At 73.5% G+C, this 26,998-nt stretch carries 23 protein-coding genes; 12 read left to right on the top strand and 11 right to left on the bottom strand.

What is annotated here, in order from left to right; genetic code table 11:
* Position 1: 1 nt before the first annotated feature.
* Together MUK52_RS05020 and ssgD are read right to left on the bottom strand one after the other, a co-directional pair.
* Complete coding sequence (locus MUK52_RS05020; RefSeq protein ID WP_114055013.1) at positions 2–1,642, bottom strand: ABC-F family ATP-binding cassette domain-containing protein; 1,641 nt, start codon at positions 1,640–1,642, stop codon at positions 2–4.
* 211 nt (positions 1,643–1,853) lie between these two features.
* Complete coding sequence (ssgD, locus tag MUK52_RS05015; protein WP_114055014.1) at positions 1,854–2,270, bottom strand: spore wall synthesis regulator SsgD; 417 nt, start codon at positions 2,268–2,270, stop codon at positions 1,854–1,856.
* A 355-nt stretch (positions 2,271–2,625) separates the two neighbouring features.
* On the opposite strand from ssgD, the gene MUK52_RS05010 reads away from it, so the two are divergent.
* Positions 2,626–3,747, top strand: coding sequence for a WD40/YVTN/BNR-like repeat-containing protein (locus tag MUK52_RS05010; RefSeq protein ID WP_284574872.1), 1,122 nt, complete (start codon positions 2,626–2,628; stop codon positions 3,745–3,747).
* A gap of 262 nt (positions 3,748–4,009) precedes the next feature.
* Here MUK52_RS05010 and MUK52_RS05005 read toward each other — a convergent pair whose 3' ends face one another.
* The gene (locus tag MUK52_RS05005) at positions 4,010–4,309 is read right to left on the bottom strand and encodes a YciI family protein (RefSeq protein WP_284574871.1); all 300 of its coding nucleotides are present in this window, start codon (positions 4,307–4,309) and stop codon (positions 4,010–4,012) included.
* A 25-nt stretch (positions 4,310–4,334) separates the two neighbouring features.
* Between MUK52_RS05005 and MUK52_RS05000 the strand changes: the two genes are divergently transcribed.
* Positions 4,335–5,012, top strand: coding sequence for an endonuclease V (locus tag MUK52_RS05000; RefSeq protein ID WP_114055017.1), 678 nt, complete (start codon positions 4,335–4,337; stop codon positions 5,010–5,012).
* Between the two features lie 24 nt (positions 5,013–5,036).
* On the opposite strand, the gene MUK52_RS04995 is transcribed toward MUK52_RS05000, so the two are convergent.
* Together MUK52_RS04995 and MUK52_RS04990 are read right to left on the bottom strand one after the other, a co-directional pair.
* Positions 5,037–6,359, bottom strand: coding sequence for a saccharopine dehydrogenase family protein (locus tag MUK52_RS04995; protein ID WP_284574870.1), 1,323 nt, complete (start codon positions 6,357–6,359; stop codon positions 5,037–5,039).
* Positions 6,360–6,493: 134 nt separating this feature from the next.
* Positions 6,494–8,143 carry a PKD domain-containing protein gene (locus MUK52_RS04990; protein ID WP_284574866.1) on the bottom strand — a complete coding sequence of 550 codons (1,650 nt, stop codon included), beginning with the start codon at positions 8,141–8,143 and terminating at the stop codon, positions 6,494–6,496.
* Between the two features lie 255 nt (positions 8,144–8,398).
* Between MUK52_RS04990 and MUK52_RS04985 the strand changes: the two genes are divergently transcribed.
* The 6 genes from MUK52_RS04985 (at position 8,399) to MUK52_RS04960 (ending at position 14,948) form a co-directional block, all read left to right on the top strand.
* Positions 8,399–8,791, top strand: a complete 393-nt coding sequence (locus MUK52_RS04985; protein ID WP_284574865.1) for an MmcQ/YjbR family DNA-binding protein — start codon at positions 8,399–8,401, stop codon at positions 8,789–8,791.
* Between the two features lie 103 nt (positions 8,792–8,894).
* On the top strand, positions 8,895–10,109 hold the full coding sequence (locus MUK52_RS04980) for a CaiB/BaiF CoA transferase family protein (protein ID WP_284574862.1): 1,215 nt from the start codon (positions 8,895–8,897) through the stop codon (positions 10,107–10,109).
* Positions 10,109–10,339 (top strand): hypothetical protein, encoded by a 231-nt coding sequence (locus MUK52_RS04975; protein WP_246042455.1) that lies wholly within the window; start codon positions 10,109–10,111, stop codon positions 10,337–10,339. The genes MUK52_RS04980 and MUK52_RS04975 overlap by 1 nt, the downstream gene beginning before the upstream one ends.
* Before the next feature lie 11 nt (positions 10,340–10,350).
* Positions 10,351–11,493 (top strand): acyl-CoA dehydrogenase family protein, encoded by a 1,143-nt coding sequence (locus MUK52_RS04970; RefSeq protein ID WP_114055021.1) that lies wholly within the window; start codon positions 10,351–10,353, stop codon positions 11,491–11,493.
* A gap of 23 nt (positions 11,494–11,516) precedes the next feature.
* A complete protein-coding gene (locus MUK52_RS04965; RefSeq protein ID WP_114055022.1) occupies positions 11,517–12,731 on the top strand; it encodes an acetyl-CoA C-acetyltransferase in 1,215 nt (404 codons plus the stop codon).
* A 45-nt stretch (positions 12,732–12,776) separates the two neighbouring features.
* A complete protein-coding gene (locus tag MUK52_RS04960; RefSeq protein ID WP_114055023.1) occupies positions 12,777–14,948 on the top strand; it encodes a 3-hydroxyacyl-CoA dehydrogenase NAD-binding domain-containing protein in 2,172 nt (723 codons plus the stop codon).
* 70 nt (positions 14,949–15,018) lie between these two features.
* On the opposite strand, the gene MUK52_RS04955 is transcribed toward MUK52_RS04960, so the two are convergent.
* Both MUK52_RS04955 and MUK52_RS04950 read right to left on the bottom strand, forming a co-directional pair.
* Complete coding sequence (locus tag MUK52_RS04955) at positions 15,019–15,663, bottom strand: maltokinase N-terminal cap-like domain-containing protein (RefSeq protein WP_284574858.1); 645 nt, start codon at positions 15,661–15,663, stop codon at positions 15,019–15,021.
* A 57-nt stretch (positions 15,664–15,720) separates the two neighbouring features.
* The gene (locus MUK52_RS04950; RefSeq protein ID WP_114055025.1) at positions 15,721–16,446 is read right to left on the bottom strand and encodes a MerR family transcriptional regulator; all 726 of its coding nucleotides are present in this window, start codon (positions 16,444–16,446) and stop codon (positions 15,721–15,723) included.
* Positions 16,447–16,546: 100 nt separating this feature from the next.
* On the opposite strand from MUK52_RS04950, the gene MUK52_RS04945 reads away from it, so the two are divergent.
* The gene (locus MUK52_RS04945) at positions 16,547–18,391 is read left to right on the top strand and encodes an AMP-dependent synthetase/ligase (protein ID WP_284574856.1); all 1,845 of its coding nucleotides are present in this window, start codon (positions 16,547–16,549) and stop codon (positions 18,389–18,391) included.
* Between the two features lie 1,316 nt (positions 18,392–19,707).
* Here the strand turns inward: MUK52_RS04945 and MUK52_RS04940 are convergent.
* Positions 19,708–20,016, bottom strand: a complete 309-nt coding sequence (locus MUK52_RS04940; protein WP_284574855.1) for a DUF6415 family natural product biosynthesis protein — start codon at positions 20,014–20,016, stop codon at positions 19,708–19,710.
* Between the two features lie 84 nt (positions 20,017–20,100).
* Positions 20,101–21,276 (bottom strand): helix-turn-helix domain-containing protein, encoded by a 1,176-nt coding sequence (locus MUK52_RS04935; RefSeq protein ID WP_284574852.1) that lies wholly within the window; start codon positions 21,274–21,276, stop codon positions 20,101–20,103.
* 111 nt (positions 21,277–21,387) lie between these two features.
* On the opposite strand from MUK52_RS04935, the gene MUK52_RS04930 reads away from it, so the two are divergent.
* Positions 21,388–21,936, top strand: coding sequence for a flavoprotein (locus MUK52_RS04930; protein WP_284574850.1), 549 nt, complete (start codon positions 21,388–21,390; stop codon positions 21,934–21,936).
* Between the two features lie 50 nt (positions 21,937–21,986).
* Here MUK52_RS04930 and sph read toward each other — a convergent pair whose 3' ends face one another.
* Positions 21,987–22,985 carry a sphingomyelin phosphodiesterase gene (sph, locus tag MUK52_RS04925; protein WP_284574848.1) on the bottom strand — a complete coding sequence of 333 codons (999 nt, stop codon included), beginning with the start codon at positions 22,983–22,985 and terminating at the stop codon, positions 21,987–21,989.
* 215 nt (positions 22,986–23,200) lie between these two features.
* Between sph and MUK52_RS04920 the strand changes: the two genes are divergently transcribed.
* On the top strand, positions 23,201–24,103 hold the full coding sequence (locus MUK52_RS04920) for an oxygenase MpaB family protein (protein WP_284574846.1): 903 nt from the start codon (positions 23,201–23,203) through the stop codon (positions 24,101–24,103).
* A gap of 46 nt (positions 24,104–24,149) precedes the next feature.
* On the opposite strand, the gene MUK52_RS04915 is transcribed toward MUK52_RS04920, so the two are convergent.
* Positions 24,150–25,685 (bottom strand): M1 family metallopeptidase, encoded by a 1,536-nt coding sequence (locus tag MUK52_RS04915; protein ID WP_284574844.1) that lies wholly within the window; start codon positions 25,683–25,685, stop codon positions 24,150–24,152.
* Positions 25,686–26,056: 371 nt separating this feature from the next.
* On the opposite strand from MUK52_RS04915, the gene MUK52_RS04910 reads away from it, so the two are divergent.
* Complete coding sequence (locus MUK52_RS04910; RefSeq protein ID WP_284574842.1) at positions 26,057–26,920, top strand: SCO6745 family protein; 864 nt, start codon at positions 26,057–26,059, stop codon at positions 26,918–26,920.
* The last annotated feature ends 78 nt before the right edge of the window (positions 26,921–26,998 follow it).

Below are 26,998 nucleotides of genomic sequence, written 5' to 3'. Positions count from 1 at the left end.
GTCAGGCGGACCAGAGGGTCTCGCGGACCTCTTCCGCCGTCGTCGGCCGCAGGCCGCCGTCGAGCAGCAGCCAGCGGGTGATGCCGATCGACTCCAGGAACGGCACGTCGTGGCTCGCGACGACCAGCGCCCCCCGGTAGGCGTCCAGCGCGCCGGCGAGCTGTTCCGCGCTCGCCAGGTCCAGGTTGTTCGTCGGCTCGTCCAGCATCAGCAGCTGCGGAGCCGGCTCGGCCAGCAGCAGCGCCGCCAGCGCCGCCCGGAACCGCTCCCCGCCCGACAGCGCACCCGCGGCCCGGTCGGCGCGGGCGCCGCGGAACAGGAAGTGCGCGAGCCGCGCCCGCACCACGTTGTTCGACGCCTGCGGCGCGAAACGGGCCACGTTCTCCACGACCGACAGGCCGTCGTCGAGCACGTCCAGCCGCTGCGGCAGGAACCGCGCCGGCACGTGGACGGCCACCTCCCCGGCCTCCGGCTCCAGCAGCCCCGCCACCGTCCGCAGCAGCGTCGTCTTGCCCGAGCCGTTGCGGCCCACCAGGGCGATCCGCTCCGGCCCCCGCAGGTCCCACTCCAGCGGCGCCCCGGCGCCGTGCGCCAGGCGCAGCCGGGACAGGTCCAGCACCCGCCGGCCCGGCGGGACCAGCGTCGCCGGCAGCTCGATGCGGATCTCGTCGTCGTCCCGGACCGCCTCCACCGCCTCGCCGAGCCGCTCCCGCGCCTGCGTGAGCCGCTCCGCGTGCAGGGTGCGGTGCTTGCCGGCGGACTGCTGCGCCGCGCTCCTGAGGTTGTTCGCGACGATCTTCGGCACACGCTTGTTCTCGTACATCTTCTGCGCGAACCGCCTGCGCCGGGCCAGCTTCACGTGCGCGTCCGACAGCTCCCGCTTCTGCCGCTGCACATCGGCCTCCGCCGCCCGCACCAGCCGCTCGGCCGCCTCCTGCTCGGCGGCCAGCTGCTGCTCGTAGACGCTGAAGTTGCCCCCGTACCAGTGGACTTCGCCCTCGTGGAGTTCGGCGATCCGGTCGACCCGCTCCAGCAGCTCCCGGTCGTGGCTGGCCAGCAGCAGCACTCCCGGCCAGGACTCGACCGCCGCGTACAGCCGGCGGCGGGCCCGCAGGTCCAGGTTGTTCGTCGGCTCGTCCAGCAGCAGTACGTCGGGCCGCGCCAGCAGCAGTGCCGCCAGCCGCAGCAACACGCCTTCGCCGCCCGACAGTTCGCCGACCGTGCGGTCCAGGCCGACCGCGCCGAGGCCCAGCTGGTCGAGGGCCGCCAGGGCCCGCTCCTCGACGTCCCAGTCGTCGCCGACGGCGGTGAAGTTCGCCTCGGTCGCCTCGCCTGCCTCGATCGCGTGCAGGGCGGCGCGCACGGCGCGGATGCCGAGGGCCTCGTCCACGCGGAGCGAGGTGTCGAGGGTGATGTCCTGCGGCAGGTGGCCGACCGTGCCCGACACGGCCAACCGGCCGTCGCGCGGCACGAGTCGGCCGGTGATCAGCTTCAGGAGGGTGGACTTCCCGCTGCCGTTGCGGCCGATGAGCCCGGTGCGACCGGGGCCGACCGCCAGGTCGAAGCCGTCGAAGACGGGAGTGCCGTCGGGCCAGTCGAAGGAGAGCGCGGAGCAGGTGATGAATGAAGAGGTGTTACCCATGGAGGCCTCCAGGTTGCGTGAGTGGTGCGAGCAACTGGGGAGACAGCCGAAGACGGGTGGGATGCGCGGGTGCGCCGGATCGACCCTGTCGGTCGGTGTCTCGGACCTCAGAAGAGCAACGTCCTGCTCCGTTTCGGCGGGGATGGGAACGCCGACGACGCTACGGGCGGCCGAAGCCGCCCGCAAACGAATTACCCGGACGCCGCCGGGCTCAGCGCGGACCGCGCATCAGCTCCGCCAGGCTGTGGTCCATGTCCAGGTAGAGGTGCTCGTGCCCCGGCGAAACCACCTCCGCGGACCTCCGCAGGAAACGCTGCAGCTCCGCCGTCGCCATGAGCACGATCGCGACACCCTCCGGGGCGTGGAACTCGATCGTCGTCCGGTCCCCGTCGTACGGGCGCACCCGCACGTCGCCCTGGCCCGACGGCCTGATCAGGCCCGACCTCAGCAGTTCGCGGGCGAACGTCCACGACACCTCGACGCCCTCCAGCGTGGCCGGAGCGGGGAACGCCATCCGCACCGCGAACGGATCCGACCGGTCGTAGCAGAGAGTGACGGGTACGGTTTCCACCTTCGGCGCGGTGGCTACCAGACGTGCCTGCACGGCCTGCTCGATAACAGTGATCAAGGCTCGCTCCCTTGCGGCGGATCTGCTGCCGGGTCTGGGCTGGAGACCGGCAACCCGATAGACGCCGCAATCGGCAAATCCGTGCACGGGCGATGACGTGAGCTGCGTCACCGATTGGCCGGAACGCGTCCATGTGATCACGTACGGTGATCAAAGCGGGTCCGCCGACCGAAGGGACGCCCCACTCGGCCCCCGTCCGAGGGTGAATCGAGAACGGCCGATTCACGCTCACTCCACAGGCCCAACGGGTGCCCGGGGGAGGGGCGGCGGGCTTTCCCGGCGCGCCGCGGGCGCCCTGGACGGCACATCCGCAGGTGCACTAGCTTCCGGCGCCATGAGATTCCCGAGAATTGGCATGTCCGCGGCGGCTGTGGCGATCGCCCTCACCGCCGCCCCCGGCCCCGCCCACGCGGACGCCACCGCCACCGCCACCGCCCACGCCCCCGCGGATGCCCCCGTCCCCGCCGTCGCCGGCGGCGACACCCACGCCTTACGCGGCGCCGGGTGGGCCCTCAAGCAGACCGGCAAGGACGCCCGCTTCCGCGGCCTGGCCGCCGTCAGCCGCTCCACCGCGTGGGTGGCCGGCTCCAAGGGCACCGTCCTGCGCACCACCGACGGCGGCCGCAGCTGGCGGGACGTCTCACCTCCGACCGCCGCCGCCGAAGGCCTCGAACTGCGCGACATCGAGGCGTTCGACGCCCGCCGCGCCGTCGCCCTCTCCATCGGGGAAGGCGAGGCGTCGCGGGTGCTGCGCACCGACGACGGCGGCCGCACCTGGACCGAAACCTTCAGGAACCCGGACCCCCGCGCTTTCTACGACTGCCTGACCTTCTTCGACTCCCGGCACGGCCTCGCCATGAGCGACCCGGTGGACGGCAGGTTCCGCATCCTGTCCACCGACGACGGCGGGCGCAGCTGGACTGTCCTGCCCGAAGCGGGCATGCCGCCCGCCCTGCCCGGCGAAGCCGGCTTCGCGGCGAGCGGCCAGTGCCTGGTGAGCGCCGGACCGCGCGACGTGTGGCTTGCCACCGGAGGCGGAGCCACCGCCCGCATCCTGCACTCGTCGGACCGCGGCCGCACCTGGCGGGCCACCGAGTCAGGCATCCCGGCAGGCGACCCGGCCAAGGGCGTCTTCGCCCTCGCGTTCCGCGACCGTACGGCGGGCCTCGCCGTCGGCGGCGACTACCGCACCGGCGAGCCCTCCCCGCAGGCCGCCGCCCGCTCCGCGGACGCCGGCCGCACCTGGAGCCCCGCCGCCACCCCGCCGCCTGCCTACCGCTCGGGCGCGGCGTGGCTCCCGCACACCCGCGCCGCGGCCCTCGCGGTCGGCCCGACGGGCACCGACGCCACCACCGACGGCGGCCGCACCTGGCACCCGCTCGCGGCGGGCTCGTTCGACACGGTCGACTGCACCCCTGACGGCAGCTGCTGGGCGGCGGGGGAGAAGGGGCGGGTGGGGCGGCTGGAGCGGGAGTGAGGCGGGAGGAGGTGGGGGAGGGCGGGACCCACACGCTCGGGATCGGCGAGGCGGCAGCGGGGGTGGTGGGGGCGGGAGCCGGGGCTCGGGGTGGGGTGGTGCTGGGGGTGTCCCGGCAGCTTGTTGGCGTTCCGGGGCGTCGGCTCCGCCAACCCGGCTCCTGCCGTTGCCTCTTCGGCGCCGATCCCGCGGCACCCGCCGCCCCGCCCCGCCCCGCTTCCCCGCCCCGCTTCCCCGCCCCGCCGTCGCGTCGTCCGCGCCCTTAGCCCTGCGGCGTCTCCCGCGCCGCCGACAGGGACGGGGACGTCTTCGTCGCGACGAACTCCGTGATGCGGTACTCGCAGAGGCCCGCGGTGGTGAAGGGGTCCTCCTCGGCGATCTTCTCGATCTCCTCGCGGGAGACGCCCGACGCCAGGATGATGCCGCCGTCGCGGGGGACCTTGCGGCCCGAGGCGAGGAAGACGCCCGACGCGTAGTGGGCGTCCAGCCACGCCATGTGGGCGTCGAGCTGTTCCTCGACGGCTTCGAGGGGTGCGATGTAGGTGAGCTCCATGACGAACATGGAGGTGAGGCTACTCTCGCATCACATGACCATGGTGAAGACCCCCGCCGACGAGGCCGAGGCCCGGGCGATACAGGATGAACTGCGCGCTGCCGTCGTGCTCGACGAGGTCGGGCCGCCGCCGGGGCGCGGGCTCGTCGCCGGCGTGGACGTCGCCTACGACGACGAGCGGGACCTGGTGGCCGCCGCGGCCGTCGTGCTCGATGCCGCGACGCTGGACGTCGTCGAGGAGCGGACAGCCGTCGGGCGCGTCAGCTTTCCGTACGTGCCCGGGCTGCTCGCCTTCCGGGAGCTGCCGACCGTCCTGGCGGCGCTCGACGCGCTGTCCGCGCCGCCGGACCTCGTCGTCTGCGACGGCTACGGCCTGGCGCACCCCAGGGGCTTCGGGCTGGCCTGCCACCTCGGGGTGGTGACGGGGCTGCCCAGCATGGGCGTGGCGAAGAACCCCTTCACCTTCACCTACGACGAGCCCGGTGCCCGCCGCGGCGACGCGGCCGCGCTGCTCGCGGGTGACGGCCGTGTCGTCGGGAGGGCGCTGCGGACGCAGGACGGGATCAAGCCGGTGTACGTGTCGGTGGGGCACCGGATCTCGCTCGACAACGCCTGCGCCCACGCCCTCGCGCTCAGCCCGCGGTTCCGGATTCCCGAGAGCACCCGCCGGGCGGACTCGCTGTGTCGGCGGGCGCTGCGCGAGGCGTCCTGACGGGCCCGCCGACGGGCGGGGGCCTCAGCGGGCCGAGGCGACGCGGAAGCGGATGCCGGCCTTCTGGAGGCGGTCCAGCAGGGAGTCGCCCATCGCGACGGCCGTGGTGAGCTGTCCGGCACGCTGCGGCAGCGCGTCGAAGGCCAGGCACAGGGCCGACTCGGCCAGCATCTTCGCGGTTTCGCCGTACCCCGGATCGCCGCCCGAGACCTCGGTGAGGACGCGGCGGCCGCCGCCCTCGCCGACGAAGCGGACGGTGAACCAGCTGCGGGCCCGGCGTTCGGCGTCGGGGCCGCGGCCCGGCTCCCAGAGGTCCATCAGCCACTGCCGGGCGGGCGGCAGCTGCGCCAGCGCGGCGGTCGCTCCGACGGCCGCGGTGCCGCCGAGGGCGAAGGGGAGGTGTTTGACCGAGGCGTAGTGGCGGTAGCGGAAGTCGGGCCCGTAGCGGTCGAGCGCGGCGGCGGACCGCGTCACGATGCGCGGGTCGAGGCTGGGCAGGGGCAGGGCCCAGGTTCCGGTCTCCCGGCTGAACCGGGGTACGCCGACGGGCCCGCGGACGCGGCGTCCGGGCAGCCGGTGCTCGTGGAGGCGGCGTTCGCGGGCGGCTGCGAGGGTCTGCGGGGCGCGGCCCATGGCGGTGAGGGCGGAGGCGAGGGTGCCGCCCGAGAAGAGGGCGTTGGAGCGCATGAAGCCGTCCACGCGGAGCGGGACGTCCCGGGGGAGCTGCGCGACGGTGAAGTACGCGCCGAGGTCGGCGGGGACGGAGTCGAAGCCGCAGGCGTGGACCAGGCGGGCGCCGGTCTCCCGGGCGCGCGCGTCGTGCAGGACGTAGGTGCGGTCGACGAACTCCGGCTCGCCGGTGAGGTCGACGTAGTCGGTGCCGGAGGCGGCGCAGGCGGCGACGATCTCGCCGCCGTACAGGACGTACGGTCCGACGGTCGTGGCGAGGACGCGGGTGGCGGCGGCGAGTTCCCGTACGGCTGCCGGGTCGGAGGCGTCGGCCTGGAGCAGCGGGACGTCCGCGGCGGCGGGGTGGAGGGCGGTCAGGCGGTCGCGGAGGCGTTGCAGCTTGGCGGGGTCGCGGCCGGCGAGGGCCCACCGGCAGCCGGCGGGGGCGTTCGCGGCGAGGTACTCGGCGGTCAGGGCACCGACGAAGCCGGTCGCGCCGAAGAGGACGACATCGTGGGGGCGGTCCGCCTCCTTCGCCGCGGGTCCGGTGGCCTGGTCGGTCCGGTCGGCCCTGCCGGCCTGGTCGGTCCGGTTGGCGTGGTCGTCCCGATCGGCCCGCTTCCGGCCCCCTTCGCCCCGTCCCGCCGTCGGACCGGCCTGTCGAACTTCCTCGTTCATCACGGCTCCTCCCAGCTGTTACCGGTGGCCGAGGCTAGCGTGCGCCGACGGCGGTGCGGGCGGCGCCCCCGCCCGGCCGAAAGCCGTTGCGGGGGCGCCGTGTCCGGGGCCGGCGGCGGTGGCGCCGGCCGGGGTCAGTTGTCCTCGTACAGGCCGAAGATGTCGACGACGAGGTCGATGTCGGCGTCGCTCTGGTTCCAGATGTCGATGATCCCGTACGGGCCCGTGCCCGCCTGGACCAGGTTCGGGACGGTCCTGCCGCGGGTCCAGTTGAGGGTGGAGGAGGCCGGTGTGGGCGGCCACTGCTCGGTGCCGTTGTCGTAGTCGGCCAGCGAGTTCGGGTCCGGTGCGACGGCGAGGTGGCCCGGGCCCTTGGGGTTGGTGACGGTGGTGTTGAGGACGAAGCCCTTGGTGTGCGGGAACCCGTCGGCGAGCGGCATGTACACGTAGCTGCGGCCGCTCAGCGGGCCCCAGGGCCAGGTGGCGCCGTCGCGGGTGTCGAGCAGGCGGTCCGGCTTGAGCGGCACGTAGGCGTTGGGGCCGGCGGGGCTGTAGTAGCCGACGATGTCGATGATGACGTCGGTCGGGTTCCAGCCGCCGTTGCGGATGCTGATCTCGCCGGAGGCGCTGACCGGGACGATCACCGCGTTCGCGATGGTCTGCCCGGCGCTGAAGTTGAGGTTCGACACCGCCGGGGCGGTCCCGCTGCCGGGGAAGACGGTGAGGTGGCCGTCGCTCCTGGGGTTGGTGACCGTCACGTTCAGCGCGACGGCGGTGGCGTTGGCCAGGCCCCTGATCGGCTTGGTGAGCGTGCCGTAGCCCTTGATCTGGCCCTGGGGGGCGCCGGTGCCGTTGCGGGTGTCGACGAGGCGCTGCGGGTCCAGCGGGGTGTAGCCGCTGGAGGCGGACTTGGTGAAGTAGCCGGTGACGTCGGCGATGAGGTCGACCCCCTCCCAGCCGCCGTTGTACAGGTTCACGTACCCGTCCCTGCCGACGGGGACGATGACCAGGTTCGGGACGGTCTGCCCGGGGGCGAAGTTGACGTTCGAGGTGGTCGGCTTCTCGCCGCCGTCGGGGTAGGCGGTGATGTGGCCGCCGCTGGTGGTGTTGGTGACGGTGACGTTGAGGACGACGGCGGTCACCCCGGCGGGGATGGCGGCGTTGCCGCCGATCCGGAGCCGGGCCTGGCCGTAGGCGGGGACCTTCCCCCGGTAGCCGCCGGTGCCGTTGCGGGTGTCGAGGAGGCGCTGCGGGGTGTGCGGCGTGAAGTGGGAGCCCTGGGTCCAGACGGCGATCTGGTTGACGGCGGATGCCTGCGTGACGTGGTCCGTGACCGTGACGCGGACCGTGTAGCCGCCGGGCTTGCCGTACTGGTGAGGGGTGGTCAGCTTCTGGCCGCCGGCGGACGTCCCCTCGCTGGCGGTGCCGTCGCCCCAGTCGACCGAGACGGAGACGGCGTTGGCCGTGCCGGTGGTGGCGGCGTCGACCTCGATGCCGTGCGCGCTGGTGGTGAAGGCCTGGAGGCCCACGGCTATCTCGTTCTGTGCGGTGTCGCCGGAGGCGGCACCCGCCCGGCCCGCCGCGGGGGCCTGCCGGACCGACCGGTCGGCAGGGCTGGTGAACGCGGCGGCCTCCCGCTGCTGCGGCCTGACCTGGTCGGGCTTGGCGATGCCGTGCGGCTCGGGCCGGCCGGAGGCCGGGCCGGCCGCGTATGCCGGGGCGGGTGCGAGCGCGACACCGGCCGCGAGGACGGCGGCGGGTGCCGCGAGTCGGCGGTAGGACACCGGGTTTCCCCCCATGGAAAAGTTGTTGAGCCTTTGAACAAGGCTGAAGCCCGCTCAGGGTACAGAGTCGAACGGACCTCGAACGCCGGGGTTTCCGCAGGTCGCGGGTCACAGGTCCGTTTGTCGGATGTGCCCGGTCCGGTTGTCCGGCTCGGCGGGGCGTGGGGGGCTAGCGTGGGTCCGCGGAGGCCGGTGGCCGGCGGCCGGTGGCCGGTGGCCGGGTACGGGCGCGGACGGCGTCGGGCGGAGGAGTCGGTGAAGGCTGCGGTACGCAAGTGGGAGGCGGTCCGGGAGTTCGCCCTGGGGCTGCCCGAGGCGGTCGAGGAGTTCCCCTGGGGGCCCGAGGACTGCGTCGTGAAGGTCAACAAGAAGATCTTCGTCTTCCTGGGCGGCGCCGACGGCCCGCAGCCCCCGGGCATCTCGGTGAAGCTCAGGGACGAGACGCTGCACGGCCACGCCATGGCCGCACCGGGCGCGGAGCCCACCGGGTACGGCCTGGGCCGGTCCGGATGGGTGTCGGTGCCGCTCGGGGAGCCGGGGGCGCCGCCGGCGGCGGTGCTGTGCGAGTGGGTAGAGGAGAGCTATCGGACGGTCGCCCTGAAGCGGCACGTGAAGGAGCTGGACGAGCGGATCGCGTCAAACGGCTAAGCGCTTGCTCTTGTGCTGAGGGTGACCCGTTCCTAGCATCGCTGGTGTTACATCGGTTGTGTCACACACTCACACGCTCGCACACCAGGATGCCGGGGGTTCGATGTCAGTGACAGGTGCCGGGCAGGCGCGCGGCCACACCGGCGCCGCCGGGCCCGGCCCCGGCCGCCCCGGCGGCCCCGGCGGCCCCGGCGGCCCCGGCGGCCCGCTCGCGGGCCTGCGCGTCGTCGAGCTGGCCGGCATCGGCCCCGGCCCGTTCGCCGCCATGCTGCTCGCCGACCTCGGCGCGGACGTCGTCCGCGTCGACCGGCCCGGCGGCGGCGGCCTCGCCGTCGACCCGGCGTACGACACCACCAACCGCGGCAAGCGCTCCGTGCTGGTCGACCTGAAGGCCGACGGCGGCGCCGCTCTCGTCCTGGACCTGGCCGAGCGGGCCGACGTGCTCATCGAGGGCCTGCGGCCGGGTGTCGCCGAGCGGCTCGGCGTCGGCCCCGACGCCTGCCTCGCCCGCAACCCGCGCCTGGTCTACGGCCGCATGACCGGCTGGGGCCAGGACGGCCCGCTCGCCCCGACCGCCGGGCACGACATCGCGTACATCGCGGTCACCGGAGCCCTCGGCATGATCGGGACGCCGGGCGAGCCCCCGGCCGTCCCGGCCAACCTCCTCGGCGACTACGCGGGCGGCTCCCTCTACCTCGTCATCGGCATCCTCGCGGCGCTCCGGCACGCCGCCGCCCCGGGCGGCGCCGGCCAGGTCGTCGACGCGGCCATCGTCGACGGCACCGCGCACCTGACCGCCATGGTCCACGGCATGATGGCCGCCGGCGGCTGGCAGGACCGCCGCGGCGCGAACCTGCTCGACGGCGGCTGCCCCTTCTACGGGACCTACGCGACCTCCGACGGCGGGTACATGGCGGTCGGCGCGCTGGAGCAGCAGTTCTACGACACCTTCACCACCCTTCTCGGCATCGCCGACCGGGCCCCCGCCCGCAAGGACGCGGCCCGCTGGGGGGAACTGCGCGCGGCCGTCGCAGCCGCCTTCAAGTCCCGTACGCGGCAGGAGTGGACGGAGGTCTTCGATGGCACCGACGCCTGCGTGGCGCCCGTCCTGTCGCTGCGCGAAGCACCCCACCACCCCCACCTGGCCGCCCGCGGCACCTTCACCGACGTCGGCGGCATCGTCCAGCCCGCGCCCGCCCCCCGCTTCTCCGCGACGCCCGCCGCGGTGCGCGGCGGGCCCGCGCAGCCGGGCGCGGACACCGCGTCGGTGGCCGCAGACTGGGACGTGCCGGGCCTGGCCGGGAAGGGCGGCGCCTGATGGAGCTGTCCGCGATGCCCGACGAGGACCTGTACCTCGCCGGCCGCAAGCGCGACGCGGCGGCCGCCGTGCCCGACGGGTTCTGCGAGCTGATGACGCTCTGCCGGCCCGCCGGATATGTCCGCGAGCGCATCGAGGCCTTCCGCGAGGCAGGCATCACGATGCCGAACGTCACGCCCGTCGGCCCCGAGCCGGCCCGGCTGATCGAAACCGTCAAGAGCTGGCTGTAGGGGGAAGACCGATGCAACGACGCATCTTCGACGCCGACCACGAGGCGTTCCGCGACACCGTCCGCACCTTCCTCGCCAAGGAGGTGCTGCCGCACTACGAGCAGTGGGAGAAGGACGGCATCACCAGCCGGGACGCATGGCGGGCCGCCGGCCGGCAGGGGCTGCTGGGCCTCGCCGTCCCCGAGGAGTACGGCGGCGGAGGGAACCCCGACTTCCGGTACGCCGCCGTCCTCGCCGAGGAGTTCACCCGGGCCGGCACCCCCGGCCTGGCCCTCGGCCTGCACAACGACATCATCGGCCCGTACCTGGTCAACCTGGGCACCGAAGAGCAGAAGCGGCGCTGGCTGCCCGGCTTCTGCTCCGGCGAGACGATCACCGCGATCGCGATGACCGAACCGGGCGCCGGCAGCGACCTCCAGGGCATCCGCACCACTGCCGAGGACCGCGGCGACCACTGGCTGGTCAACGGATCCAAGACGTTCATCTCCAACGGAATCCTCGCCGACCTCGTCATCGTCGTCGCCCGGACCGGCCCGGGGGGAGGGGCGCACGGCCTGTCGCTGCTCGTCGTCGAGCGCGGCGCGGAGGGCTTCGAACGCGGCCGGAACCTCGACAAGATCGGCCAGAAGGCGCAGGACACCGCCGAGCTGTTCTTCCACGACGTGCGCGTCCCCAAGGAGAACCTGCTCGGCGAACTCGGCGGCGGGTTCGTCCACCTGATGAACCACCTCGCCCAGGAGCGGCTCGCCATAGCGATGGCCGGCATCGCCGCGGCCGAGCACCTGCTGGAGATCACCACCGCGTACGTCAAGGAGCGCGAGGCGTTCGGACGGCCGCTGTCGAAGCTCCAGCACATCCGCTTCGAGATCGCCGAGATGGCCACCGAGTGCGCTGTCACCCGCACGTTCGTCGACCGCTGCATCACCGACCACTCCGACGGGCAGCTCGACCACGTCCACGCCTCGATGGCCAAGTGGTGGGCGACCGAGCTCCAGAAGCGGGTCGCCGACCGCTGCCTGCAACTCCACGGCGGATACGGCTACATGACCGAATACCGGGTCGCGCGGGCCTTCACCGACGGCCGGATCCAGACCATCTACGGCGGCACGACCGAGATCATGAAGGAGATCATCGGTCGTTCCCTGCTCGGCTAACCTCCCCTCGAAAGGCTTGACCAGTGAGCACCGAAGCGTACGTGTACGACGCGATCCGCACGCCGCGCGGCCGCGGCAAGGCCAACGGGTCCCTGCACGGCACCAAGCCGATCGACCTGGTCGTCGGCCTCATCCACGCGCTCCGCGAGCGCAACCCCGGACTCGACCCCGCCGCCATCGACGACATCGTCCTCGGCGTCGTCGGCCCGGTCGGCGACCAGGGCTCCGACATCGCCCGCATCGCGGCCATCGCCGCGGGCCTGCCCGACACCGTCGCGGGCGTGCAGGAGAACCGCTTCTGTGCGTCCGGCCTGGAGGCGGTGAACCTGGCGGCCGCGAAGGTCCGCTCCGGCTGGGAGGACCTCGTCCTCGCGGGCGGCGTGGAGTCCATGTCCCGCGTCCCGATGGCCTCGGACGGCGGCGCCTGGTTCAACGACCCGATGACCAACTGGGACGTCAACTTCGTCCCGCAGGGCATCGGCGCCGACCTGATCGCCACCATCGAGGGCTTCTCCCGCCGGGACGTCGACGAGTACGCCGCCCTCTCGCAGGAGCGCGCCGCGACCGCCGTCAAGGAGGGCCGCTTCGCCCGCTCCCTCGTCCCCGTCACCGACCGCAACGGCCTGGTCGTCCTCGACCACGACGAGTTCATCCGCCCCGGGACGACGGCCGACACCCTCGCGAAGCTCAAGCCGTCCTTCGCCGACATCGGCGAACTCGGCGGCTTCGACGCCGTCGCCCTGCAGAAGTACCACTGGATCGAGAAGATCGACCACGTCCACCACGCGGGCAACTCCTCCGGCATCGTCGACGGCGCCTCGCTCGTCGCGATCGGCTCCCGCGAGGCGGGCGAGCGGGCCGGCCTGGCGCCGCGTGCCCGCATCGTGTCCGCCGCGGTGTCCGGATCCGAGCCCACCATCATGCTCACCGGGCCCGCCCCGGCCACCCGCAAGGCCCTCGCCAAGGCCGGCCTCACCATCGACGACATCGACCTCATCGAGATCAACGAGGCCTTCGCCGGCGTCGTCCTGCGCTTCGTCAAGGACATGGGCGTCTCCCTCGACAAGGTCAACGTCAACGGCGGCGCCATCGCCCTCGGCCACCCCCTCGGCGCCACCGGCGCGATGATCCTCGGCACCCTGGTCGACGAACTGGAGCGCCAGGACAAGCGCTACGGGCTCGCCACCCTCTGCGTCGGCGGCGGCATGGGCGTCGCCACCGTCGTCGAGCGCCTCTGACATCGTCCTGCACCCCCTGATCCCCCCGACACGGAAGTAGCGAACATGAGCGAGTCCACCACGATCCGCTGGGAACAGGACGAGACCGGCGTCGTCACGCTGGTCCTCGACGACCCCGACCAGTCCGCCAACACCATGAACCAGGCCTTCACGGACTCGATCGCGGCCGTCGCCGACCGCGCCGAGGCCGAGAAGGACTCCATCCGCGGCATCATCTACACCTCTGCCAAGAAGACCTTCTTCGCCGGCGGGGACCTCAAGGAGATGATCCGGCTGCGTCCCGAGGACGCGCAGGCCGCCTTCGACACCGGAACCGGGATCAAGCGCGCGCTGCGCCGCATCGAGACCCTCGGTGTACCCGTCGTCGCCGCCATCAACGGCGCCGCGCTCGGCGGCGGTTACGAGATCTGCCTCGCCTCCCACCACCGCATCGCGCTCGACGCGCCCGGCTCGAAGATCGGCCTGCCCGAGGTCACCCTCGGCCTGCTTCCCGCCGCAGGCGGCGTCACCCGCACCGTCCGCCTCATGGGCATCACCGACGCGCTGTTGAAGGTCCTGCTCCAGGGCACCCAGTACAGCCCGAAGCGCGCCCTCGACAGCGGCCTCGTCCACGAACTGGCCGCGACGCCGGAGGAGATGCTCGCCAAGGCCCGCGCCTTCATCGACGCCAACCCCGAGTCCAGGCAGCCCTGGGACGCGCCCGGCTACCGGATCCCCGGCGGCACGCCCGCCCACCCCAAGTTCGCCGCGAACCTGCCCGCGTTCCCCGCGAACCTCAAGAAGCAGCTGAACGGGGCCCCGTACCCGGCGCCGCGCAACATCATGGCGGCCGCCGTCGAGGGCGCCCAGGTGGACTTCGAGACGGCGCAGACCATCGAGGCCCGCTACTTCACCGAGCTGGTGACCGGCCAGACCGCGAAGAACATGATCCAGGCGTTCTTCTTCGACCTCCAGGCCGTCAACGCCGGCCGCAGCCGCCCCCGCGGCGTCGAGGCGCGCACCGTCCGCCGCGTCGCCGTCCTCGGCGCCGGGATGATGGGAGCCGGAATCGCCTACTCCTGCGCCCGCGCCGGCATCGAGGTCGTCCTGAAGGACGTCACCGCCGAGGCCGCCGCCAAGGGCAAGGCGTACTCGGAGAAGCTGCTCGACAAGGCCGTCGCCAAGGGCCGCACCACCGAGGCCGCCCGGGCCGAGCTGCTGGCCCGGATCACCCCGACCGCCGACACCGCCGACCTCGCCGGCTGTGACGCGGTCATCGAGGCGGTCTTCGAGGACACCTCCCTGAAGCACAAGGTCTTCCAGGAGGTGCAGGACGTCGTCGCGCCCGACGCGCTGCTGTGCTCCAACACCTCCACCCTGCCCATCACGGGCCTCGCCGAGGGCGTCGACCGCCCCGCCGACTTCATCGGCCTGCACTTCTTCTCGCCCGTCGACAAGATGCCGCTCGTGGAGATCATCAAGGGGGAGCGGACCGGCGACGAGGCCATCGCCCGCGCCTTCGACCTCGTCCGGCAGATCAACAAGACCCCCATCGTGGTCAACGACTCGCGCGGCTTCTTCACCTCGCGCGTCATCGGCCAGTTCATCAACGAGGGCGTCGCCATGGTCGGCGAGGGCGTCGAGCCCGCCTCCGTCGAGCAGGCCGCCGCCCAGGCCGGCTACCCGGCCAAGGTGCTCTCCCTCATGGACGAGCTCACCCTCACCCTCCCGCGGAAGATCCGCAACGAGACCCGCAAGGCCGTCGAGGCCGAGGGCCGCACCTGGACCCCGCACCCCGCCGACGAGGTCATCGACCGCATGGTCGACGAGTTCGCCCGCCCCGGCCGCAGCGGCGGCGCCGGCTTCTACGACTACGACGAGGCGGGCAGGCGCTCCCGCATCTGGCCGGGGCTGCGCGAGCACTTCGCCCGCCCCGGCGCGGACGTGCCCTTCGAGGACATGAAGGAGCGGATGCTCTTCGCCGAGGCCCTCGACACCGTCCGCTGCCTCGACGAGGGCGTGCTCACCTCGATCGCCGACGCCAACATCGGCTCCATCATGGGCATCGGCTTCCCCGCCTGGACGGGCGGCGTGATCCAGTACATCAACGGCTACGAGGGCGGCCTGCCCGGCTTCGTCGCCCGGGCCCGCGAACTGGCCGACCGCTACGGCGACCGCTTCACGCCGCCCGCCTCGCTGGTCGCGAAGGCCGAGCGCGGGGAGACGTACGCGGACTGACGCGGCGGCCTGACGCACGCCGGCCGGCGGCCCCCGCCCGACGTCCGGCAGGTGCCGCCCGAGGCGTGCGTCAGGCGCCGCCCAGCGCGGCGAACACCCCGCGGAGCGCGGTGCCGTCGGGGGCCGTCCAGCCGGTGACGACCCCGGCCGCACCGCCCTGCGGGCCGCCCGGCCGCAGGGCGCGTACGATCCGCAGCACCGTCGGCCCGCCCGCGAAGCGGACCTCGGTGCCCTCCGCCGTGGTCGCGGCCGCCGCGGCCGCCGCATCGAGCCCTTCCGCCGCACCCGGGCCCCCCTCCACGACGACCGTCGGGTCCGGCGCACCGTCGATGCTCTGCGCCCAGGGCTGCGCCTCGCCGCGCAGCAGCGCGAGGACCTGCCCGACGGCCACCGGGTCGTGCGCGGCGTCGTACACCCAGCGGGTGCCCAGCACCCCGTGCTCGACAGTGCCGATCAGGGCCCCTTCGGCCCCCTCCAGCGGCGCCCCCCGGTACGTCATCGGCACGTGGTAGGCGACCGGGTCCGGCGCGGAGGCGTCGGCGACGACCATGAACTCGATGCCGACCTCGCCCTCGGGGTCGTCCAGCCGGAACCCGCCGGCCTTGACCGGGTCCGGCGCGCCGCCCGTGGCGGCGTACCACGGCTGCGAGGGCAGCCAGGCCGCGAGGAGTTCGAGCTTGGTCGGCGTGATGGTGGTTTTGTGGATCACAGACATGATCCCGAACCTACCGGCTGCCGCAGGCAGTTGGGAGGCGCGGCCGGTCCGCGCTCGTCAGTCGCCGGCGGCGAACTGGGCCTTCAGCTCCTCGCGCAGCGACCGCTGGAACGCCGTGACCAGCGCCTGCACCACCATCGGCTGCATGTGCGCGGACAGCGCCTTCATCGACTCCACCCGCTCCGGATCGTCCTCGCCCTCCGTGAACGGCCCCCACACCTCGTCGCGGAACAGCCGCGTCAGCTCCCGGGCCGTCGCCCGGGCGTGCTCCAGCAGCACCTCCCGGGCCGCCAGCACCGTCCCGTGCGAGATCGGCACGTCCAGCAGCGCCACCCCCAGCCGGAGCAGCGACAGGTCCACCCGGAACCGCTCCGGGCCGCCCCCGACCACGTTCATCGCGGCCAGCCGGCGCAGGTCCTCCTCCGGCAGCGGCCGGCCCGCCCGCCGCTCCAGCTCCTCCAGAGACACCTCCTCCGCCGCGTCCGGCGCCCACGACGACACCAGCGCCCGGTGGATGGCCAGGTCGTGGGCGCTGAGGTCGCCGGGCAGGGCGTCCAGGTAGCGCTCGATCGCGGACAGCGTCATGCCCTGGTGCTGGAGCTCCTCGATCAGCGCGAGCCGGGAGAGGTGCTCGGGCCCGTAGCGGCCCACCCGGCGCGGTCCGATCACGGGAGGAGGCAAAAGCCCGCGGGTGCTGTAGAACCGTACGGTGCGGACGGTGACCCCCGCCCGGGCTGCGAGCTCGTCGACGGTGAGCGTGGGCTCGGGCACCCCGGTGGTCATGGTCACTCGCCCCGCTCTCTGCTCAGCACGTCCCGTTCCGGTACCGCGGTTCAACAGTATTGCTGTCGCACCAACGATGTGAAACGGCGAGGAGCTGCCCATGAGCACGATCCTGCGACTGCCCGGACGTCCCGAACAGCTCACCCTGCCCGCCCTGCTCGCCCGCAACGCCGCCGAGTACGGCGACCTCCCCGCCCTCTCGTGGCGCACGGGGGATACCGCATCCCCCGGCTGGACCACCCTCGGCTGGGCCGAGGTGCGGCGCCGGGTCGCCGTCCTCGCCGCCGGGTACGCCTCGCTCGGCGTCGAACGCGGCGAACACGTGCTGATCATGATGGGCAACCGGCCCGAGCACTGGCTCACCGACCTCGCCCTCGTCCACCTCGGTGCCGTCCCCGTCACCGTGTACGGCACCTCCGCCCCCGAGCAGATCGCGTACACCGCCCGCCACAGCCGGGCCCGCCTCGCCGTCGTCGGCGGCGCCGCCGAACTGCCGCGCTGGGAACCGCTGCTGGCCGACGGCACCGTACCGCTGGAGCGGCTCGTCGTGGCCGACGCCGGCGCCGCGGGCGCGCACCGCTCGTACGACGCCGTCTACACGGCCGGAACCCGGCTGCACACCCCCGACGCCTTCGAGAAGGCCTGGCGGGAGCTGCGCCCCGAGGACCCGCTGACCGTCGTCTACACCTCGGGCACCACCGGCGACCCCAAGGGGGTCCGGCTCACCCACCGCAACATCCTGCTCCAGTCCGTCCGCCTCGACCGGCGCGTGGAACTCCCCGAGCACGCCGAGCACATCTGCTACCTGCCGTTCGCGCACATCGCCGAGCGGATCCTCGGCATCTACCTGCCGCTGCTGCGCGCCGCGCACGTCCGGCTCGTCGCCGACCCGGCAGCCGTCGCCGCCGCCGTACGGGAGCTGCGGCCGGTGCAGTTCTTCGGGGTGCCCCGGGTGTGGGAGAAGCTCGCCGCCGGCCTGCGGGCGGTGCTCGCCGGGCTGCCGCGGGAGCAGCGGGAGGCCATCGAGGAGGCGAACGGCCTCGCCCGGACCGTGGCCGGGCACCTGGAGCGAGGCGAGCCCGTCCCCGCCGGGCCGGAGGCCGCGTACGTCCGGGCCAAGGAGCACGTCCTGGACCCGCTGCTGCGGCTGGCCGGGCTCGACCGGCTGCTGTGGACGGCGAGCGCGACCGCGCCGATGCCGATCGACGTCGTACGGTTCTGGGCCGGCTGGGGGATCACCGTCATGGACGCGTGGGGCCTGACGGAGACCTCCGGCGTGTGCACCGTCAACAGCCACGACGCGTTCCGGCTCGGCTCGGTCGGCCGGCCCATCGAGGGCCTGGAGCTGCGGATCGCCGACGACGGGGAGATCCTCGCCCGCGGCGAGACCGTCTTCGGCGGCTACCTCAGGCCCGACGGGACGCTGGAGGGCGCCCACGACGCGGAGGGCTGGTTCCCCACCGGGGACATCGGCCGGATCGACCAGGACGGGTTCCTGTGGCTGACCGACCGGAAGAAGGAGCTGATCATCACCTCCACCGGCAAGAACGTCTCGCCGGCCCTGGTGGAGAACACGTTGAAGGAACACCCTCTGATCGGCCAGGCCCTGGCCCACGGGGACGGCCGCTCCTACCTCGTCGCCCTCCTCGTCCTCGACGCCGAACTGGCCCCGGCCTGGGCGGCGGCCCGAGGCATCGAGGCGGCCTCCCTCGCCGACCTCGCCCGGCACCCGCAGGTGCGCGCGGAAATCGCCGCCGCGGTCGAGACCGCCAATGCCCGCCTCAACCGCACGGAACAGATCAAGCGCTACCACCTGCTGACCACGGAATGGGGGCCGGAGACGGGCGAACTGACCCCGTCCCTGAAACTCCGCCGCCGCGTGGTCCGCGACAAATACGCCGACACGATCGACTCCCTGTACACGGACCCGCCCGAGCCCCGGTAACCCTGCCGGCGCTCCGGTCGAAGTCGGCACCCCGGCCTGCGCCCAAGGCGAGGGCGGGGCGGGGGTGGCGGGAGCCGCAGGGCCGGGGGCGGGGGTGCGAGGGCGAGGCGGGAGCCGGGGGCGGGAGTCGATGGGTCGGGGTCGGGTGTGTGTCTGGGGGTGTCCCGGGCAGTTGATGGTGTCCGGGGCGGCCCGGTCCGTCAAGGGCGCGCCCGTTGGGCGCGTCGCTGCGCGATGGCCCTTCGGGCCACCCTTGACCGACCGACCCGCCCCGGAGGCATTTTTTCTGCCGGGACGCCCCCAGGGGAACGGCCTGGGGGTACGTGGACCATTCAGGGCCATCAGAGCCGCCGCCCTCCCGCCCCGCGGGCCCCTTTCGCCCCACCGGCATCAGCCGACCCGCCGACGGAAACCGGGTTGGGCTGTGACGTAGGGAAACGACGTCCAGAGCATCATCCGCAGACAGGAGCGCGCCGGATCGCTACGTGGGCGCCCTCAGCTCAGCGGCCATCGGCCATCGGCCATCGGCCATCGGCCATCGGCCGTCGTCACGGGCAGCGAAGCGCCCCCGCCCGCCACAGGCCTCGTCGGTTGCGGCGACCGACCACCGCCCGGGGCGCGGAGGCGCCTCAGATCGTTGCATGCGCGGGCTGCTCGGCGACCGCCCGCCGTCCGGGGCAGCGCAGCGCCCCAGCCCACTCCCTGCTCCTCCCATATCGGCCTCCGGCCGCAGGACGACCGCATCCGACCCGCCAACCGCCATGATCCGGCGATCCGGGGGTCAGCCGCTGAGCCGACGGCGCCCCCGTAGCGATCCGACGCGCTCCTGTCTGCGGATGATGCTCTGGGCATCGCTTCACGACGTCACAGCCCGCCCGGCTCTCGCTGGCGGGTCTGCTGATGCCGGTGGGGTGAAAGGGGCCCCGGGGCGGGAGGGCAGCGGCTCTGATCCGGCCGGTAGGTGATGGTCCCTCCAGGCCGTTCCCCTGGGGGCTTCCCGGCAGCTTGTTGGCATTCCGGGGTGGGTCGTCCTGTCAAGGGTGGCCCGAAGGGCCATCGCGCAGCGACGCGCCCAACGGGCGCGCCCTTTACAGGGCGGCCCGCCCCGGAAGGACAATGGGCTGCCGGGACACCCCCCGCACCCACCGACCCCGAGTCGTCGGCTCCCGCCAACTCACGCCCGCCGCCGTCTCTCCGACCCCGACCGCGTGGCTCCCGCCTACCCCGCCTCGCCCGCCCCGCCAACGGTGGTTCGAGCAGTCGGAAGGCGCGCCTGGTGCGCCGGACTGGTCGCGAAGCCCCGCCCGCCTGTCTCGCTATCGCCCCGAGGCCAGCAGCTGCCGGATGATCCGGGCCAAGGCCCGGGCGTAGTTCCAGTTTGCGTGGGGGCCCGACCCCAGGGGGCCGACGGCCGCGAAGTACTCCCACTCGGCGAGCGCCGCGACCGTTCCGGCGGGGCGGTGTTGCGAGGGCGCCCGGGAGAGCGAGCCGTGGAGCTCCTGCCCGCAGGTGAGCAGGTCGTCGACGAGCGCCGCGACGGCCTCCGGGCCGGGGCGTTCCGCGTACGAGGCGAGTGCTCGGGCGATCAGCGCGGTTGCTCCCGTGTGATCCTGCGGCATGCCCATGCTGGTGCTCCCCAACATCGTCAGGAGGTGGAGGCACCAGCGTGGCGGCCGGGCGAGCGGGGAACGCTCACAGATTTGTGAGTGCTACATGCCGATCCAGCGGGCCATCCCCCCGAGGCTGTCCGGGGCCCGCCGTGACATGTGCACCAGACCGCGGATGGTGGCGCGCGTACCGGGCAGGTGGCGTGTCTGCTCGGGCGCCGCCTTCCTGGCCTCCGCCAGGTACCGCAGTGACGTCTTGGGGGAGCCGGCCTCCATCTCGACCAGCGCTCGGTCCACCAGGTAGCGGGCCCGGCGCGACATCAACATCGAATCCGGCAGCTTCAGCGCGCGGGCCTGGCCGAGAGCGTCGTCGAAGCGGCGCATCGCGATGGACGCACCAAGCTCGTGCAGCTGAACGTTGACCCGGCCGAATGAGAGCCAGTGCACTTCCCTGGCTTCGCCTCCGACACGGTCCGCCAGTTCGCGGGCGGCCGCCAGATGCGTCGCCACGGCAGAGGCATCCTCGTTCTTCGCGGCGACCGTGACTGCTCCAAGGTGGAGCTGACCGGCGACGGCGAGGGCCTCGCGGCTCGTCTCCCCGGTCAGCAGGCCGTGCCCCGACGAGATCAGCGGCAGGCTCGTCGCGCAGCGCCAGAGAATCGCGCGTTTGTACCGTTGCACCGCCTCGGTGCACGGGTCCGAGGCCTTCCCGGCGGCCCATCCCATGCGGTCCAGGGCGACGCGGGCGAGGTCGGGGTGGCCGAGCTTGAGCGCCACGTCGTGGGCGGTCCGGTAGGCCGAGGCGAGGGCCCGCCACAGCGGCGCGGAGGGCGAGGTCCACACGCAGTGGGTCAGCTCCAGGATGAGGCCTGGCAGCGCAGCGGCCGCCGCTCGCAGGCGCGCGGCACGCACCTGCCGACACACCGCGTCCGCCTTAGCGATCAGGTCACGCGCCGGTTGGACTGTGGTCAGGTCCGGGTTGGGCCCCAGGTCGAACCGGTCGAGCGCCTCCCGCAGCGGAGCCACGAGGGCGAGCAGCCGTTCGGAGGGCAGCGGACCTGCGGCTGCGGGTCCGGTCAGCTTGGACGCGTCCACTCCGAGCGCCTGCGCCACTGCCGCCACTAACCCGGGAGTTGCCGAGCGGGCGCCGCACTCGACCTGGTTGAGCAGGCTGAGGCTGTACGGGATGCGGTCAGCCAACTCGCGTTGGGAAAGGCGCCGTAAGCGCCGCTGCTCCCTGATCCGGTAACCGGCGTGGTCGTCGTCGGCTAGAGGCATGGCGGTCTCCGTCCGGAACTCGTCATGGACGAGGCTACCGCGCGACTTCGGCGCTGATGCCGGGTTTCGCCAGTAACCCGGGGAGCGGTGCGGTTGCATAGGGTCAGGGGTATGACGACGAGGACCCTGTACCTTCTCTGTTCAGCCGCCCCGCCTGTGTTCGAGGTCGCCGGGGTCGTGGAAGAGGCGCAAAGGCGCGGCTGGGACGTCTGTCTGGGTCTGACCCCGACGGCCGCGGACTGGCTGGACGGCAGCCTGCCGGGGCTCGCCGCCCTGACCGGGCATCCTGTCCGCACGCGCTACAAGCGGCCCGGCGAGCCGGACGTGTGGCCGACGGCGGACGCGGTGCTGTTCGCCCCGGCGACCATGAACACCGTCAACCGGTGGGCGCTCGGCATCACCGACACGTGGGCCGTGGGCGTCGTGGCGGAGGGCATCGGCAAGGGCATCCCGATGGCCGTCATGCCGTGCGTGAACGCCGCGTACGCGCAGCACCCGCAGTTCCCGCTGTCGCTGGAAACGCTCAGGTCGGCCGGGGTGCGGGTGCTGTACGGCGAGGACGGGTTCGTACCGAACCAGCCCGGCGAGAAGAAGCCCTACCCGTGGGCGGCGGCCCTGGACGCCGTGGACGGTGTGGCGGCGGTTGTCCACGGGGCCTGAGGCTGCCCCGCTCCCGGCCGGGAGCGGGGCGGGTCGCCGCCGGGGCGGGGTCAGCGGCCGATGACCGGGTTGTGGTCCGAGAGGTTCGTGTACGTGTACGACGTGCCCCAGCTGGAGACCGTCCAGGGGGCCGACACCTCGTTGACCACGTTGTTCTCCCAGCCGGCCGGGCGGGCGTGGCCCTTGCGGTACAGGACGTAGTCCAGGTCCTCGCGCGGGTCCGACGGGTAGCGGTAGCGGGCGATCGAGTTGAGGGCCGTGTCGAAGGAGTACGGGTGCCCCGTGCGCGTGTCGGTGTCCGCCAGGTCGGCGTTCGCGAGCATCGACGCGTACTCCGGGGTGCGCGAGTCGACGTTCATGTCGCCCGCGACGAGGACCTGTTCGCCCGCCGGGATGTTCTTGGCGTCCAGGAAGGCGTCGATCGCCCGGAACTGGCGGGCCCGCATCTGCGCCGCCTCGCCCGCGCCGCAGCCCGGGTCGGTGGACTGGGCGTGGGTGCCGACCACGTGCACCTTCGTGCCGTTCACGTCCAGCACGACGTAGGCGAAGCCCTTGTTGGACCACCAGTCGGCGCCGCAGGCGTCCTTGTAGACGAACTGCTCCTTGCGGACGATCGGCCACTTGCTCAGCACCGTGACGCCGCCGTCCTCCGGGGTGGTGGAGGAGTAGGCCCCGCCCGTCGCGTCCCAGCCGGTCCGGCTCCTGCCGACGACCGGCGTCTGGTACGGGTACTGCGCCGCCGAGTTGGCCTTGAGGGCGTCCGAGGAGCTGTTGTCGAAGGCCTCCTGGAGTACGACCACGTCGTGGCCCTGGTAGAAGGAGGTCCGGGGTATCTCCGCGGCCCGGTGGTCCTGGCCCCAGTTGGGGTACAGGTTCTTGCTCATCAGGAACACGTTGTACGTCAGCACGCTCAGCCGGGGTCCCGCGGCCGCCTCGGCGGCGCCGGCGGGCGGGGCGCCGACGGCGGTCAGGGCGCAGGCCGCGGCCGCGGCGACGGCCACCGCGGTGGCGCGGGGGCGGCGGTGCGGGAACGGGAGGACAGGAGGCATGGACGCTCCATCAATCCGGGGTGGGGGAGACCGACCCCGTCATCCAAGCAGCCGCGGTTACCTCTGGGTAACACCCGTGACAAGGGTTTCTGGCGCCGTTCTTACGATGTGCCGTCGCCGCGGCCGGCGGGGCCGCACCACCCCGGCCCCGACCTGGGGAAACGGTACGGGTGCGGCCATACTGGACGTACGAGCACCGGACCAGGGGGAGCGCCATGACGACCGCACAGCAGCCTGCCGAGCCGGGGTCGCGCCCCGGTGGAGCGCGTCGGGAAGAGCCGCAGCCGCCGCCTCCCGGAGGGGTGCTGTGGAGCATCGCCGGGGACGTGCGGGCGCTGCTGATGCTGCCCGCGGCCTTCACCATGCAGGTCGCGCACCCCGCCATCGGCGCAGGCGTCGACGAGCACTCCGTCTTCCGCACCGACCCCTGGGGGCGCGGCGAGCGCTCGCTGCGCTCCGTGCAGCTGTGGGTGTACGGCGGCGGGGAGGCCGCCGAGGAGGGCCGCCGGGTGCGCCGCCTGCACAAGGAGATCCAGGGCGTCGACACCCGGGGCCGCCGCTACCACTCCCTCGACCCCGCCTGCTACGCGTGGGTGCACGCCACCGGCTTCCCGGTCTACCTGTACGCCGGCAGGTACCTGCTGCGCCGCTTCACCCCGGCCCAGGAGCGGCAGCTGTACCGGGAGTGGCTCCAGGTCGGGCGGATCCTCGGGCTCCGCGACCGGGACATGCCGCAGACCGTCGAGGAGTACTGGCCGTACTACCGCCGCATGCTGGCCGAGGAGCTGGAGCCGACCAAGGTGGCCCGCGAGCTGGTCGCCACCGACGTGCCACTGCCCCGGCCGCGGGGCGGCCCGCTGCCGGTGCGGATCCTGACGCGCCTGGCGTGGCCGCTGCTGCGGGCGGCGTTCCTGCACTTCCGGGCGTTCGTCACCGTCGGGTACATGCCGCCGGAGGCGCGGGCCGCGATCGGGCTGGAGTGGACGCCGGCCCAGGAGCGCAGGCTGCGCCGGTTCAGCACGGCGGTGCGGCTGCTCGTCCCGCTGCTGCCCGAGCGGCTGCGCTACCTGCCGCTGGCCTACCGGGCGCGGGCCCGCCGGCGCGCCGGCGCCCGCTGAGGGGCGCCGGCGCGGGAGCGGCGGGCGGCGGCCCGCGTCAGCCCGGTCAGTGCTTGTGGCCGTGGCCGTGGCCGGTGTCGTGGACCCCGTTCGTCGCAGTGATCTTCTTCCACGACTTCGGCTCCGCCCGCTCGGCGGCCGGCGCCGCCTGCGGGGCGCGCCCGTCCTTCGTCGCGGCGGCGGACGGCGTGCCGAAGGCAGGCTTGCCCGGCGTGTACAGCCAGGTGTCGAACAGCGCGGCCAGCGGCTTGCCCGACGCCTGCTCCGCGTACCGGACGAAGTCGGAGACGTTCGCGTTGCCGTGCGCCCGCTCGGTCGGCCACCCCTTCAGGATCCTGAAGAACGCCTCGTCGCCGATCTCGTTCCGCAGTGCCTGGAGGGCGATCGCGCCGCGGTCGTACACGGCCGCGTGGAACTGGTTGTCCGGGCCCGGGTCGCCCGGCTTGACCTGCCAGAAGGGGTCTTCCGCCGGACGCACCGCGTACGTCCACTCGGCGAGCTCCTGCGCGGTGCCCTCGCCCTCCTTCTCCGACCACAGCCACTGGCTGTAGCGGGCGAAGCCCTCGTTGATCCAGATGTCCCGCCAGCCCGCCACGGAGACGCTGTCGCCGTACCACTGGTGGGCCAGCTCGTGCACCACGACGGAGGTGTTGGCGCCGTTGGCGAACTGGCGCGGGCTGTAGAAGGGGCGGGTCTGGGTCTCCAGCGCGAAGCCGGACGGCACGTTCGGGACGTAGCCGCCGAGCGCGTTGAAGGGGTACGGCCCGAAGACCCCTTCGAGCCATTCCGCGATCTCGGCGGTCCGCTCGACGGAGGCCCGCGCGGCGCCCGCGTTGTCTCCGAGGTCCTTGCTGTAGGCGTTCAGGACGGGCAGGCCGTTCGCCGTCCTGTCGGTGGTGATGTCGAACCTGCCGACGGCGAGCGTCGCCAGGTACGTGGCCTGCGGCTTGTTGGAACGCCAGTGGTAGCGGGTCCAGCCCAGGCGCGAGGTCTGCGACTGCAGGACGCCGTTGCTGATCGCCTGGGTGCCGTCGGGGACGCTGACCGAGACGTCGAAGGTGGCCTTGTCGAGCGGGTGGTCGTTGCCGGGGAACCACCAGGCCGCGGCCTCGGGCTCCTGCGCGGCGACACCGCCGTCCGGGGTGCGCTGCCAGGCGGACCAGCCGTCGACCTTGAACTCCGAGGGCTTCCCGGCGTACTTGACGACGACGGTCGCCTGGGTGTTCCTCGGCAGCGGCCTGGCGGGGGTCACCTCCAGCTCGTGCACGCCGGACGCGGCGAACTTCGCCTTCGCGCCGTTGACGCGGACCTCGCTGACCTTCAGCCCGAAGTCCAGGTTGAAGCGAGACAGGTCCGTCCTGGCGGTGGCCAGCAGGGTGGCGGTGCCCTCCAGCAGGTCCGTCTTCGGCTGGTACTTCAGGCGCAGGTCGTAGTGCGACACGTCGTATCCGCCGTTGCCGCTCGCCGGGTAGTAGGGGTCGCCGATACCTGGGGCGCCCGCGGCCGAACCCGCTGCCGATGCCGGGATCACCAGCAGGAGGGAGGCGGCGAGCACGCTCGGGGCGATGACTTTGCGGTGCACGGGTGGGCTCCAAGTCGTCCGGGGGGTGGTCGTGTTCGACCGTATTCACCCCCTGCGCCCCATGTCGTGTCCATGGCCCCGGCTGTCACACGATCGCCATTCGGCCGTCACACCGGCGGCCGCGTGCCCTCCGTACGGGGGCGGTTGCGCCCCCGGCGTCCGCTTCGGACCCCGCCGCGATCCGCTGCGGCGGGCGCCGCCCGCGGCCGAGAAAGGCCGAAACCGCAGGGTTCCGACCGTCGCCCGCCCCACGCCGCCGGACCCTCGAACCCCGCCGTGCAGGCCCCCGGGCCCCGTCCCTCCGGCCCCCGGAGCCTGCCCTTCCGGCCCCCGCCGACCTGGCATACTGAGCAGTCGGTAACCTGGCCGCCATGACGCTTCCCGAGCACGCCGCCCGCCGAGCCTGGCACGCCGCGATCAACCCGCTGCACGCGACGATCTACTTCTCCCCGGACCTGTCCGCGGAGTTCGCCGCCCTCGGCGTCGCCGACCGCACCACCGCGGCCCTCGCCTCCCGCGCCGCCGCCATGGGCGCCGTCGGCGCCGGCACCGTCACCGCCACCTTCTACAACTACCGCCACGACTTCGTGGCCCGGCACCTCCCCGCCGTCTGGGACACCCTCACCCCCGCGCAGGCCGTCGCCGCCCGCCTCCGCGCCGCCGACCGGACCCTGCGCCGCCTCCTCGGCGACGAGGCCGTCACCTCCCCGGCGATGGCCGAGGCCGCCGACCTGGCGATGCGCGCGACCGAGGGGTGCTCCCGGCACGCCCGCACCCTCTACGCCGCCCACGCCGACCTCCCCGTCCCCGACGAGGCCCACCTGCGCCTGTGGCACGCCACCACCCTGCTGCGCGAGCACCGCGGCGACGGCCACCTCGCCGCGCTCCTCCAGGCCGGGCTGGACCCGCTGGAGGCGCTCGTCAGCCACACCGCGACCGGCCGCGGCATGACCCCGAAGTGGGTCAAGGCGATCCGCGGCTGGGAGCAGTCCGACCTCGACGGTGCGGCCGCCCGGCTCCGCGAGCGCGGCCTCCTCGACGCCGACGGCGAGCTCACCGCCGAGGGCCGGGCCGTCCGCGCACGGCTGGAGGACGCCACCGACCGCCTCGACGCCGGCCCCTACGAGCACCTCGGCGCCGCGGGCCTGGCCCGCCTCGCCGAGCTGGGCGGCGGCTTCGTCGCCCAGGCCGTCGCCGCCGGGGCCTTCCCCGCCGACGCGTTCGGAAAGGCCTGACGTACCGCGCCGCCGGGCGCGGCCACCTGCCACAATGGGCAGCCTTCCAGTGCACGACGAAGGCAGGCGGAACCGAAC

The organism is Streptomyces sp. 2P-4 (assembly GCF_030167965.1).
Classification (GTDB): domain Bacteria; phylum Actinomycetota; class Actinomycetes; order Streptomycetales; family Streptomycetaceae; genus Streptomyces; species Streptomyces globosus_A.
This window is presented reverse-complemented; position numbering and strand designations above follow the sequence as displayed.